The 12,824-nt window shown below is 37.5% G+C and carries 12 protein-coding genes; 2 read left to right on the forward strand and 10 right to left on the reverse strand.

Going from position 1 to position 12,824, the window contains the following annotated elements; genetic code table 11:
• Positions 1 to 9: 9 nt before the first annotated feature.
• Positions 10 to 468, reverse strand: a complete 459-nt coding sequence (locus QUF99_RS18865) for a peptidoglycan recognition protein family protein (protein ID WP_289371941.1) — start codon at positions 466 to 468, stop codon at positions 10 to 12.
• 14 nt (positions 469 to 482) lie between these two features.
• Positions 483 to 1,286, reverse strand: a complete 804-nt coding sequence (locus QUF99_RS18870) for a protein phosphatase 2C domain-containing protein (RefSeq protein WP_289371943.1) — start codon at positions 1,284 to 1,286, stop codon at positions 483 to 485.
• A 147-nt stretch (positions 1,287 to 1,433) separates the two neighbouring features.
• On the opposite strand from QUF99_RS18870, the gene QUF99_RS18875 reads away from it, so the two are divergent.
• Complete coding sequence (locus tag QUF99_RS18875; RefSeq protein ID WP_289371945.1) at positions 1,434 to 2,243, forward strand: YitT family protein; 810 nt, start codon at positions 1,434 to 1,436, stop codon at positions 2,241 to 2,243.
• Positions 2,244 to 2,411: 168 nt separating this feature from the next.
• On the opposite strand, the gene QUF99_RS18880 is transcribed toward QUF99_RS18875, so the two are convergent.
• Positions 2,412 to 2,780: a VOC family protein gene (locus QUF99_RS18880; protein ID WP_289371947.1), complete on the reverse strand. Its 369-nt coding sequence runs from the start codon at positions 2,778 to 2,780 to the stop codon at positions 2,412 to 2,414.
• Between the two features lie 329 nt (positions 2,781 to 3,109).
• Between QUF99_RS18880 and QUF99_RS18885 the strand changes: the two genes are divergently transcribed.
• Entirely contained in the window at positions 3,110 to 4,654 is a 1,545-nt protein-coding gene (locus QUF99_RS18885; protein WP_289371949.1) for a PAS domain S-box protein, read from the forward strand.
• Between the two features lie 68 nt (positions 4,655 to 4,722).
• Here QUF99_RS18885 and QUF99_RS18890 read toward each other — a convergent pair whose 3' ends face one another.
• The 7 genes from QUF99_RS18890 to hutU form a co-directional block, all read right to left on the reverse strand.
• On the reverse strand, positions 4,723 to 6,315 hold the full coding sequence (locus QUF99_RS18890) for an FMN-binding glutamate synthase family protein (RefSeq protein ID WP_289374707.1): 1,593 nt from the start codon (positions 6,313 to 6,315) through the stop codon (positions 4,723 to 4,725).
• A gap of 156 nt (positions 6,316 to 6,471) precedes the next feature.
• Entirely contained in the window at positions 6,472 to 7,602 is a 1,131-nt protein-coding gene (locus QUF99_RS18895; RefSeq protein WP_289371951.1) for an alkene reductase, read from the reverse strand.
• A gap of 443 nt (positions 7,603 to 8,045) precedes the next feature.
• Entirely contained in the window at positions 8,046 to 8,300 is a 255-nt protein-coding gene (locus tag QUF99_RS18900; protein ID WP_289371952.1) for a hypothetical protein, read from the reverse strand.
• A 384-nt stretch (positions 8,301 to 8,684) separates the two neighbouring features.
• Positions 8,685 to 8,819, reverse strand: coding sequence for a hypothetical protein (locus QUF99_RS18905; RefSeq protein ID WP_289371955.1), 135 nt, complete (start codon positions 8,817 to 8,819; stop codon positions 8,685 to 8,687).
• A gap of 92 nt (positions 8,820 to 8,911) precedes the next feature.
• Positions 8,912 to 9,883 (reverse strand): formimidoylglutamase, encoded by a 972-nt coding sequence (hutG, locus tag QUF99_RS18910; RefSeq protein WP_289371957.1) that lies wholly within the window; start codon positions 9,881 to 9,883, stop codon positions 8,912 to 8,914.
• On the reverse strand, positions 9,862 to 11,133 hold the full coding sequence (hutI, locus tag QUF99_RS18915; RefSeq protein WP_289371960.1) for an imidazolonepropionase: 1,272 nt from the start codon (positions 11,131 to 11,133) through the stop codon (positions 9,862 to 9,864). Before hutI ends, hutG begins: the two co-directional genes overlap by 22 nt.
• A 12-nt stretch (positions 11,134 to 11,145) precedes the next feature.
• A complete protein-coding gene (gene hutU, locus QUF99_RS18920; RefSeq protein WP_289371962.1) occupies positions 11,146 to 12,804 on the reverse strand; it encodes a urocanate hydratase in 1,659 nt (552 codons plus the stop codon).
• Positions 12,805 to 12,824: the final 20 nt, after the last annotated feature.

Genomic DNA, 12,824 nt, shown 5'->3' on the forward strand with positions numbered 1-12,824 from the left:
TCTTCTCCTCTATATTTTGGATAGTACTCTACGTAAATGTTGCATAGAAAAGCGTGTTCCCGGGCATGTTTTCGTTACACCTTCTAGTTCTCGGTGACCGAGAATATCCTCTACACATAAAGAAAACTGTTGCATAAAAGTATAACATAAACGATGTAAGGAATTCACTTGTTCCGAAGTCGGATCATACTTATCAAAGTTACCTGTCATACAAATACCTACTGTTTCGCTGTTATATCCCTTCGCATGTGCACCGATGAACAAACCTCTTCCTTCATATACCATCCCATCTTCTTCGATAAAATAATTATAGCCGATTCCGCTCCATCCTCTCACTTTTTGATGAAATGCATGGGTTTTATATACGTCCCATCCTTCTTCAGCAGTATGATGAATAATAATCTTCGTTATATTTTGCAACGGTTGAAGTTCATCTTGAAAAGATAGCTGCGCTTTTTGAATATCCATCTATGATTCCTCCTTTACATATGAATCATAATTACTGTTTTATCATCTGGACGAATCCGTTTTTTCTGTTCTAGTTCTTCTATTATAGTAACGTAAGCTGCCGCGCCCTTTTCCCTCATATATTGCGCTGTTTGTACAAGTGACCAATCTGGATGAAATAGTCCATCAGAACAAATAAATATATCAGTAACTTCTGCACGAGGCAATGTTCCTTGTTGAATAAGTGCAATCGCTTCTGGCATCCCGTTTGCAATCGAATAGCCATTTGGCATATTTGCTAAATACCGATTGTACATGAGCTGTTCACGTATATCGTTAAATACATGTTCACCCGGTACAGACAGGCTGTTTTTCCGATCTTCTTCACGTTTTTTCTTTGCCCGCCTACTAATTCCTTTCACTGTGTCTTTCGTCAATACCTGCACTGTTCCATCACGAAATGTAGCAACAATCATACAATCTCCGAGCTGTGCGTATTGAATTGTTTCATCTGTTATATGAACCACTGCGATACACGTACACCAAAGCTGTTCTTTTTTTGTTATATCAACATCGTAAGCTTTCATTTTTTCTTGCAATATTCGATTCACAATTGCAATTTCCTTTTGTAACCCTTCTATTCCTTCAAGTGATTCAAAATGCTGTTCAAACAAATGAGAGGCAAGGTAAGCTCCATTATGACCATTCTCATCTTGAAATGGTACAAGTGGTGTTGCTCCATCACATACACCGTATACTTTTAATTCTTCATTGCGAATGAGTGCATCTTCACATTCTTTTTTTGTGGGACTTTTTTGTTGAAACGTTACAATTTGCATGATTTCACTCCTTTTTCACAAGTTCAGAAATCGATTGCATTTTTTGGATTAATCTAATTTTCCAAAATAAACTGTTTTCCCGCAAATCTCACAATTTCATATATAATCTTGAAATAATATGATTTTTTAGTGAAGGACGGGAAAAAGATGGTCAGATTTTTCGGCATTATCATTGGTTCTATCATTATAGCAATTTCCTTTAATCTTTTCCTTATTCCCCACAAGATTTTAAGCAGTGGAATAGGCGGAATTGCTATCATCTTGGGCATTGCAACTCCTATAAACACAGGTATTATTAACTTTGCCTTAAACTTACCTATTCTTATTTTAGGGTACATAGGACTTGGAAAAAAAGTAATTTTTAATACGATTGTTTCTGTTATTGTACTATCTGTTGCACTGTACTGGATTCCTGTAAAAGTAGTCGCAACTGATCCGCTTCTTTCTTCATTATTTGGAGGCGTAATTGCTGGTGCTGGAATCGGCCTTGTATTTAACTGTGGCGGGTCAACAGGTGGCTTTGATATCATTGGTATGTTATTATCTCGCAAAAAAGATATTAAACTTGGTGGATTTCTTATTATTTTAAATACAGTGGTTGTTGTTATTGCTGGATTTTTCTTTAACTGGGATGTAGCATTAACAAGTTTACTATCCATCTATGTAACAGGAAAAGTAATTGATGCCATTCATACAAAACATCGTAAAGTAACACTTATGATTGTAACAAACCATGCTGAAGAAATGAAAAAGCAACTTCTATCAACCGTTGTACGTGGGATTACACTCCTTGATGGTGAAGGTGCCTATTCAAGTGAGAAAAAACGTGTACTTATGACCGTTGTTTCACGCGAAGAGCTTGCTGGCATGAAATTAACAATTTCTGAAATTGACCCGCAGGCATTTGTCAATATTACAGAAACCGTTGAAGTACTGGGATTATTTAGAAAAATTTAAAACACTAGGTGTAATCCACCTAGTGTTTTTATTTACTAGAAGCCAACTCAAGATCCTTCTTATCGCTCCATCAATTTTTTGATTCGATACCAATAGATCACAAAACCCGATTGGTCAGGGCTAATAATCAGTGGGGATGAAGAAACCCCCACTGATTAAAGTTTCACTTTATTTATACTCCATAAATTCAATTCTGTTTCCAAATGGATCAAATACGTAAAACCGTAATACATCTGGACGAGCTTTATCATCTATAACTTGAACTTCCTTTTGAATTAAAACGGCTTTAAATTCTTCAATCTGTTGAACGTAAAAGGCTGGGTGTGCTTTTTTAGCTGGAGAAAAATTCCGCTCCACTCCTATGTGGATTTCTTGATTTCCACAGCGAAACCAGCATCCCCCGCGCTTTCGTAACTCTTCTGGTTTTGGAATTTCTTCTAGACCAATCTTATTCCCATAAAATTCCCTTGCCTTTTCTTCACAGCCTGCTGGTGCTGCAACTTGTACGTGATCAATTCCTTTAATATGAAATGACATAATCATTTCCCCCTTTATATCTTTATTGTATATAAGGTTGCTTCATAAGTAACTTATGTAATTCTTATAGAAGTTTATAAGAAAAATGAAAGTTTAAGATACATATAATTAATACATCCCAACGACCACGTCAATTCTATTTAAAACAACCCTTACATCTAATTATCTATCCTTTAAGCTATTAAGATTGAAAAAACAAAATAAAACGAAAATATATTCTATTCTACAACAGTAGCTTTTTAAAAAAATGTATAACGCATTCCATATAATATGTCTATAATAGATTACAGTGAATCTTTTTTAGATGTTAGTTGTACGGAGGAAAAGTTATGAGTAGGAAAAAGTTATCATCCATAAAAAAAAGTGGTCGTTCAGTTATACACCGTCGTTCCCGAAATCATGTACAAAAAAATATTATGGAACAAAACAAATCTTTAAAAGAAATGTATGCCTCTCTTTTTGAGCATAATCCTGATAGTATTATTTCATTTGACTTACAAGGGAACATATTACATGTAAATCCTTCTGCTGAAAAAATATTAGGATATTCTGCGAAAGCACTAGAAGGCAAAACAATAAAATCTTATGTGTTAACACACAGTTCCGACCAAGTATTACAATATATTAAAAGTGCAGTAATTGATAACCAACAAGAATACATACTCTCTATCAATCATAAGGATGGCTATCAAATTGACGTAGTCACAAAATTTATTCCTATTTATGTAAATAATCAAATTATAGGTGTTTATGCGATTATGAAACATCTGGAAAAATCAAAACAAATCGAAAAAATGTTACAAGAAAGTGAAAAACGTTTACGTACTTTACTAAACTCCATGCCAGCTTTTGTGTTATTTAAAGATCACGAAGGTCGATGGTTAGAAGCAAATGATTACGCAGTTTCCAGTTTAGACTTTGAAAATGTGCCCTATCGTGGAAAAAAAGATAGTGAATTAATCCAATACAATGAGTCCTATCGGAATTCTTTCTTATACTGTGAAAAATCTGATGAATTCGCATGGGAGAACAAAGAGAGTATACGTGGTGAAGAGATTATTATGCATGCTAGTTCTACGCCTCTCATTCTTGATATAATAAAAGTCCCTCTTTTTCATCCTGATGGATCACGGAAAGGGATCGTCATTATGGGGCGCGATGTTACAGATTTAAAGAAGACCGAGGAACTATTACGGAAATCTGAAAAACTAGCAGTTGTTGGACAGCTAACAGCGGGAATTGCTCATGAAATACGAAATCCATTAACTTCTTTAAAAGGATTTCTAACATTATTAGAACCTGATATTAGCGAAAATAACAAATGGTATGTCGATGTCATGTTAAGTGAAATCTCCCAAATGGAATCTATTACGAATCAATTTATGGCAATGTCTAAACCACAGGCTTTATCTATACAATCCTGTCAAATTCAGTCATTAATTGAAGAAGTGGTCACATTTATTTTACCAACAGCGATTATGCATAGCGCACACATTATTATGGACCATGCGCCAACACTACCGACAATTCAATGTGATGGAAGTCAATTAAAACAAGTATTTATAAACATATTAAAAAACGCAATAGAAGCAATGCCTCGTGGGGGAAATATTTTCATTCAAACAATGCACGTAGAAGAAAATTTTGTTTTAGTGCGTATTTCAGATGAAGGCTGTGGGATACCACAAGATCGAATCTCCCGTTTAGGCGAACCTTTTTATAGTTTAAAGGAAAAAGGAACAGGACTCGGTTTAATGATGTGCTATAAAATTATTGAAGAACATAGTGGCAAATTACAAATCGCAAGTGAATTAAATAAAGGAACCACTGTAGACATTCGGTTACCTATTCTTTCGGAAAAAACGGATGATTAAAATCAACCGTTTTTTCCGTTAATCCCTTGCAATACTTCAGCCAATATTGCAAGGGGCTTTTCGCGCCATTAATTACTCATTTTTTCTTCCCCAGAAGGTACAACAGGGAATAACTTCGATAATGGAATAATATTCCCTACTTCATCTTTAAATACAATATGATCTCTTGTTAAATGACGTGGGCTTTTCGCACCTGCAGCTGCCGATAAAGCAAACAAACTATATCGCATGCTAATAATATAGTTCATCACGCGCCATTGTTTTTCATTGGGATCCAATGCTTTTTGGAAGCGTGGATTTGTTGTCGCAACTCCAGAAGGACACTGCCCGGTATGACACTGAAGTGCCATAATACAACCATTTGCCATCATAAAACCACGTGCAGAATTTATCGCATCGGCACCAATCGCTAAAGCAATCGCTACTTTATCAGGGGTTACAAGCTTTCCAGACGCAAAAATCTTAAACTTGTCACGAACCCCAAAACGACAGGCTGTATCAATAAACGTAATTAAAGCAGGCATGAGTGGAATTCCCATACTATCTGCCATTGATTTATACGTTGCACCTGAACCACCTTCTGAGCCATCAATTGTGATAAAATCTGGATAAATACCTAATTCTTTCATCATTTGAAGTAACTCTTCCAATGGCTTTTGTTGTCCAATTACTAATTTCATTCCTATTGGCTTACTGCCACTTTCCTGTAATTCTTGAATAAAGAGTAACGCTTCTGTTGTATTATGCAAAAAGGCAAAACGGTTTGGTGAATTTATCGTCTCCCCTTCCTTCACCTTTCTGACAGCAGCTATTTTCTGATTCACTTTTTTCCCTTCCAAATGACCTCCACGTATTTTCGCACCTTGCCCAAATTTCAATTCAAATGCTTTAATATTGGGCTCTTTTGCTTTTTCGATAAATTCTTCCATAGAAAAATTACCGTTTTCATCACGATAACCAAACAAACCTGGACCTATTTGTGCAATAATATCAGCTCCAGTTTGTAAATGCTCTGGAATCACGCCACCTTCCCCCGTATTCACCCATGAACCACCAGCCATTTTTGCTCCATTTCCAGTTGAAAGAATATAATTTTCTCCAATTGCGCCGTAAGAAGTTGCTGACGCTCCAAACATCCCATTTATTTTCCAGGGATATTTGCGACTCGGACCTACTACAATCGCATCATCTTCTTCGTATAACCAAAGATTTGTTTGATCTGCTGTGAGTTTTTCTCTTCTAGAGAACACTCCTTCTTTATGAATAATATATTTCTTCGCAGGATGCTCTATAGAAAGATTCACATTCAATTCCTCAGTAAGAACGGGAAAAAGAGTATTAGAAATATAGTACCCTGCTTCAGCAAAATTACGTTTTGAACCAAATCCAAGAACTTCAGATCGATATTTTGCTAGAAACATAATACTTTGAAAATCATAACGAGAAAATGGCTTTCCATCTGTATCATGATCAAACCAGTATTGCCGAAATTCTGGACCTATTTTTTCAAGTAAAAAACGCATTCTTCCCAAATACGGATGAAGTTTCAAAATCGAATGATGTGTCCTTTTCTTAATAAAGAAAGTAATTACGAAAAAAGCAATGAATAGTACCATTAACAACAATAATACACTTATGATTACGAGCAGTGTTTGGCTCATCATCTCGCTTCCCCCTAGCGGTTCTTTCCTTTTATTCATGTATATCCCCTATCCCGTCACTACAGTACATAACAAAAAATTCAACTTAAAACAGAGCCACCATATTTTCTGAAAACAAAAAAAAGAAAGCTTCACGCTCTCCTTTTCTGTCAACGATTATATCAGCTCAGCAAGATGTTGTTTCGCATCATACTCGACTAAACGCTCCCCATTCTTTACACGATGGACAAAGTTTGGATTTGCAATTAGCGGCCGGCCGAATGCAGCTACATCAATGGTTCCTTCCTGCAATGCATCCTCTGCTTCTTGCGGATTTAAATTACCCACTCCAACAATTACACCGTTCCAATGTTTACGAACCAATTGGTGCAAGTTTTTCCCGTCAGCGATTATTTGTGTATAATTCATTGTTGAAGGATGAATCATGGTTACACCAGATTCACGGAATACTTCTATAAAAGTTTGAATTGCCTCTTCTGGATTTTCCCACATGTAAGTTGGATTATCACCCTTAAATGCTGAAAAACGAATTAACGTTTTATCTGCACCAATTTCAATGATAACGGCTTGTAGGACCTCTTTCATAAAAGTTAATCTTTGTTTAAGGTCTCCGCCGTATTGATCTGTACGAACATTTGCAAATTCATAGGCAAATTGATCAATTAAATAGCCGTGAGCACCGTGAATTTCAACGCCATCAAAGCCTGCTTTTATGGCATTTTGAGCAGCCTGTGCAAATTGTTTTACAACCTCTTGAATCTCTTCCACCGTCATTGCTTCTGGTGTATCAAACGGCTTACGAAAACGAGGTACATTTCCTTGTGCTGCAATCGCTGAAGGTGCTTGTGGCGAATATCCGCCTGTCAATTTATGATGGCTCATACGCCCTACATGCCATATTTGTGCAATAATCGTTCCACCTTCTGCATGTACTGCATCTGTCACCGCTCTCCAAGACTCAATTTGTTCTTGCGTATAAAGGCCAGGAACCCCCTGATTGCCCTTTGCTCTTGGACTAATTACAATTCCTTCTGTAATAATAAGACCAACGCCGTCAGCTGCACGTTTCCGATAGTACTCAACTACATCTGGCCCAACTACTCCTGTTTCATAATCAGCAAAGCAACGCGTCATAGGTGCCATTGCAACGCGATCACGAAGAGACCAAGCTCCTATTTGTATTGGTCCAAATAATTTCGTTTCTTCAGGACTTTGAAACTTTCCCCAATCTTTTATATTTGTCCCTGCAAAAATACTTGCTGCCGCTTTATTGTTTGAACTTGTCATCCCTTTTCCCCCTATTTGCTTTTCAATTGAATTACACTTTCATCTCATACAAACTATAAAAATCATCTATAAACGCATCATAATTTCTGATAAACTAGTAAGTCAATTTATACGCTTCCATCTTATAATATTAATATATTGAACAATTTAATGAGATAAGTAATATCCGTTACCCATTTTTCATTGGGCTGTAAAGCTTTAAAATCTCGATTTAAGCAATTTTTCAAAACTACATATGCTTCTTTTGATACAAAGTAAAGTCGGTTTTTTCTTGAATGATCCGTCATATGTTCTTCTAATTTTCCCCATAAAAAAATCCACCTTATAATAGACAGAATATAAGGGGATCATAGCATTGTGGAGTCAGCTTTTTTAGTTTGCACTAACAATTTCATTAAAAGTGAAATGAAAAAGAAGCTAGGAAATTACTTTTCTAACTTCTTTTAACTATCCCAAATTTGTGCTTTCACTATATGATTGAAATGTTTATAAAAAGGACTTCCATATACATTATTACCAGGCAGCGAATTGTGTACAGGATTACTTGGTACAGAATGCATTGAGTAGGATGAAGCAGAAGTTGTTGGTACATATTGATAATAAATCGGTTTTATATAAGTGTGCACAATTGGGTAACTGCCGTATAAAGGATGAAATATAAGGTGAGGGACATGCATCCTATTCAAAAAAATATTCATTTTCTATTCTCCTCATTATAAAATACAGTATATGTGATTTCAGCTTTGTAGTTGAAATGTTTTCTTGATTCAGGAAAAACACCCCTTCCTTTTATCTTATATAGTCTAAATTATATGAATTCCATATCACCTTGTGCATATCATGAATTACATAATAATTTATCGATTATTTTTTTGAAACATCCGATATTACCACTTTTCTTTCCTCTAGCACCTTAAGGTTAATATGGTAAGCTACAATTTCATTATTATAAAGATCTTCAATGGCAAACAAACATAGTTTTTTTCCAGTGAATGCCTCCTCCTTAACACTCTTACAAGTTGTTTGAGGAAGAGGACTTCTGTTGGAGTACTGTTAAAAATGAGATAAGTAATATCCGTTACCTATTTTCCGTTGGGCTGTAAAGCTTTAAAATCTCGATTTAAGTAATCTTTTGAAACCACATATGCTTCTTTTGATACAAAGTAAGGCCTTTTTTTCTTGAATGATACGTCATATGTTCTTTTAATTTTTTCCATAAAAAAACCCCTCTTATAGTAGACAGATATAAGGCTTTCTTTTCTCTGTCTACTATAAGGGGATTATATCAATATGAAGAGGCTTCTTTATATTAAATGCTAACTTGCTTACTAGTCGTTTCTCTTGCTAACAGAAAACTCATAATAACCTGTGCAGCGACCCGGCTTGTCATATCACGAAAATCAAGTGTTGGATCAATCTCCACAATATCCATACCCGTAACGAGAGATTCTTGCCCAAGCGCTGTCATTGCATCAAGTAATGTCGTACTATCCATTCCCCCCGGACCAATTGCCGGGCAACCTGGTGCAAACGCTTGGTCTAATACATCCATATCAACAGAAACATAGATAGCAGTAACCCCTTGCCTACGCAGATTTTCAATACTCTCTGTAATGATATCTTTTATAAGACGTTCCCGAACATGTTGCATCGTATATACCGTTACACCATGTTCTTTCGCATATTCATGATACGTACGAGCATTCGAGAAGTTGCGAATGCCAATTTGGACAAGTTGCTTTCCGGTAATAACATCATTCTCTAGCAAACTACGAAATGGTGTTCCGTTCGATGGTCCGCCATCATCTAAGTTACGTAAATCATGATGGGCATCAAATTGGATAATCCCAATCTTTCCTTTACTACTCGCAAAACCACTTATACTTGGAAAGCTAATTGAATGGTCACCGCCAAGTACAATGGGTACCATTTGTGGATTCAACTTTGTCAGATTTCCTAGCGTCTTTGCAATGCGAGCATGACTTTCTTTTGTATCTGTGACATGCATCGTAATATCACCACAATCATACAAGACACTCTCTTTCATATCATGCTCTTCTGTAATAGCATACGTACTATATGCATCTAACATTGTCCGGATCGTTTTCGGTGCAAAACAGGCACCTGAATGACTAATGGATGGTTTCGAAAGCGGTGCACCAATTAATGCTGCTCCGAAAATTTCTTCACCCTCATCCCAAATCTTAATCATGTCGCTCCATTTCGTTACTTCACGGTCGATAAACTTTGCATTTTTCTTTAAATAGTGGTCACGCTCCACGCTTTGTCACCTCTTGTATATGCAATATTGCCTTGCTTCCATACTGTATTCACATGGCTTACACCGTAATGGTACGGTACATAGGCATAATTATATGCATCCCATAATACGATGTCTGCCTTACGTCCAACACGAATTTTCCCAGCCACATCACCGCGATTAATTGCATACGCTGAGTTTACTGTTACTGCGTTCCATACTTCTTCAGGCGTCATTTTTAGCTTCAGCATCGCAATGCTCATTATTAGCTGAATATTTTCAGTTGGACAACTACCAGGGTTAAAATCTGTCGCTAATGCAACCGCTACACCTTCATCAATCATTTTACGACCTCGTGCAAAGCTTTCTTTATTTAAGTAGAAAGTTGTTCCTGGTAATAACGTTGCTACTGTATTTGAATTTGCGAGCATATCAATTCCTTTATCCGATGCGCCAACTAAATGATCAGCAGATGCTGCTCCAATTTCTGCTGCTGCTTCCGCACCGCCAAGTGGGTCGATTTCATCGGCGTGAATTTTCACATCAAAGCCAAGTTCTTTCGCTTTTAATAAAAACTCTTTTGATTCTGCAACAGAGAATACGCCTGTTTCACAGAAAATATCAACGAACTCTGCTAATTGTTTTTCTTTCATTTCGGGCAATAAATCTAACATCCATTGTAAAAACTCTTTTGACTTGCCTTTATACTCTTTTGGAACAGCATGCGCTCCTAAAAATGTTGAAACAACGTCAATTGGATGCTCTTTTTGCAGCTGTGCTGCTGCCTCTAATTGTTTCCACTCTGTTTCATCGTCTAATCCGTATCCGCTTTTCGCTTCCACTGTCGTAACGCCAAATGATAACATGCGGTCTAAATGGAACTTCGCCTTTTGCACAAGCTCTTCTTTTGACGCTTGTTTCGTTGCATTCACAGTCGATAAAATCCCGCCGCCTTGCTCTAAAATTTCTAAGTACGGCACCCCTTGTAACTTAAGGGCAATTTCGTTTTCACGAGACCCACCAAATACAAGGTGCGTATGCGGATCAACAAGTCCTGGTGAAACCATTTTCCCTTGGCAATCAATGATTTCCTTCGCTTGTAATTCTTTCGCTTCTTCCGCCGTACCAACGAAAGTAATCACACCATTTTCAATTCCGACCGCACCATTTCCAATGAAAGGAAGCGTATTCATCGCTTCCTTTCTTAACAAGCCATCTTCTTGATCCATTGTCAGTAATTGACCAATATTCGTTAGTAAAATGTCTAGCATGTTTTCTCCCCCTTATTTCATCATCGGAATGTTAACGCCTTTTTCTTTCGCTGTCTCTACCGCTAAGTCATAGCCTGCATCAACGTGACGAACAACACCCATTCCAGGGTCAGAAGTTAATACGCGTTCAATACGCTTTGCTGCTGCTTCTGTTCCGTCAGCAACAATCACCATTCCAGCATGAAGCGAATAGCCCATACCAACTCCGCCTCCGTGGTGAACAGATACCCAGCTTGCACCGTTTACACTATTGATTAATGCGTTTAAAATTGGCCAATCCGCTACTGCGTCACTGCCATCTTTCATCGCTTCCGTTTCGCGGTTTGGTGATGCCACTGATCCACAATCTAAATGATCACGACCGATAACGATTGGTGCTGACAATTCACCACTAGCAACCATTTCATTAATAATACGTCCAAATTTCGCACGTTCTCCGTATCCTAGCCAACAGATGCGAGATGGAAGGCCTTGGAATTCAACTTGCTGACGCGCCATACGGATCCAGTTACATAAATGCTCATTATCCGCAAATTCGCGTAAGATGACTTCGTCAGTTTTATAAATGTCTTCTGGATCACCAGAAAGTGCTACCCAGCGGAATGGGCCTTTTCCTTCACAGAATAATGGGCGAATAAATGCTGGAACGAATCCTGGGAAATCAAAAGCATTTTTTAACCCTTCATCAAAAGCAACTTGGCGAATGTTATTACCGTAATCAAACGTAATTGCGCCTTTCTTTTGCATCTCAAGCATTGCTTCTACATGTTTTGTCATACTTTCTTTTGCTAATTGTACGTAGCGCTCTGGATCTTCTTCACGAAGCTTTGCCGCTTCTTCTAATAAATAACCCACTGGAATATAACCGTTTAATGGATCATGTGCAGACGTTTGATCTGTTACTAGGTCTGGTGTAAAGTCGCGCTTAACTAACTCTGGTAAAATTTCTGCCGCATTTCCTAATAACCCAATTGAAATTGGCTCTTTCTTTTCTTTGTATTCTTTCGCAACAGCCAATGCCTCCTCTAAAGATTCTGTGTACATATCACAATATCTTTTTTCAATACGGCGATCGATGCTGCGCTTATCGACGTCAATTGCAATGACAACACCACCATTCATCGTTACAGCAAGTGGTTGTGCACCACCCATACCGCCTAAACCAGCAGTTAGTGTTAATGTACCTTTTAATGAACCATCAAAGTGCTGACGAGCTGCTTCACCAAACGTTTCATAAGTTCCTTGTAAAATCCCTTGTGTTCCAATATAAATCCAGCTACCCGCTGTCATTTGGCCATACATCATTAAACCTTTTTTCTCAAGCTCACGGAAGTGCTCCCAGTTTGCCCATTTCGGTACTAAGTTTGAGTTTGCTAAAAGAACACGCGGTGCATCTTCATGCGATTTAAAAATAGCAACTGGTTTCCCAGATTGAACCAATAATGTCTCATCGCTCTCTAATGTTTTCAAAGACTCAACAATTGCATGGTAGCTATCCCAGTTACGAGCTGCACGACCAATGCCACCATATACAACTAGCTCCTCTGGTTTTTCAGCTACTTCTGGATCTAAGTTATTCATTAACATACGAAGTGCTGCTTCTTGTACCCAGCCCTTTGTTTGTAGTTCTGTTCCTCTTGGCGCGCGAATTGTTTGTTTTACGTTTTCCATTCTAATCTCTCCCTTTTCCC

The sequence above is a fragment of the Bacillus sp. DX4.1 genome (genome assembly GCF_030348195.1).
Lineage (GTDB): Bacteria > Bacillota > Bacilli > Bacillales > Bacillaceae_G > Bacillus_A.

Excerpts from the sequence above, each read along its gene's own strand:
- QUF99_RS18865 (WP_289371941.1), bottom strand. The coding sequence starts at position 468 with ATGGATATTCAAAAAGCGCAGCTATCTTTTCAAGATGAACTTCAACCG.
- hutU (WP_289371962.1), bottom strand. The coding sequence starts at position 12,804 with ATGGAAAACGTAAAACAAACAATTCGCGCGCCAAGAGGAACAGAACTA.
- QUF99_RS18905 (WP_289371955.1), bottom strand. The coding sequence starts at position 8,819 with ATGGAAAAAATTAAAAGAACATATGACGTATCATTCAAGAAAAAAAGG.
- hutI (WP_289371960.1), bottom strand. The coding sequence starts at position 11,133 with ATGCTAGACATTTTACTAACGAATATTGGTCAATTACTGACAATGGAT.
- QUF99_RS18895 (WP_289371951.1), bottom strand. The coding sequence starts at position 7,602 with ATGACAAGTTCAAACAATAAAGCGGCAGCAAGTATTTTTGCAGGGACA.
- QUF99_RS18870 (WP_289371943.1), bottom strand. The coding sequence starts at position 1,286 with ATGCAAATTGTAACGTTTCAACAAAAAAGTCCCACAAAAAAAGAATGT.
- QUF99_RS18890 (WP_289374707.1), bottom strand. The coding sequence starts at position 6,315 with ATGAGCCAAACACTGCTCGTAATCATAAGTGTATTATTGTTGTTAATG.
- QUF99_RS18900 (WP_289371952.1), bottom strand. The coding sequence starts at position 8,300 with ATGAATATTTTTTTGAATAGGATGCATGTCCCTCACCTTATATTTCAT.
- QUF99_RS18885 (WP_289371949.1), top strand. The coding sequence starts at position 3,110 with ATGAGTAGGAAAAAGTTATCATCCATAAAAAAAAGTGGTCGTTCAGTT.
- QUF99_RS18880 (WP_289371947.1), bottom strand. The coding sequence starts at position 2,780 with ATGTCATTTCATATTAAAGGAATTGATCACGTACAAGTTGCAGCACCA.
- QUF99_RS18875 (WP_289371945.1), top strand. The coding sequence starts at position 1,434 with ATGGTCAGATTTTTCGGCATTATCATTGGTTCTATCATTATAGCAATT.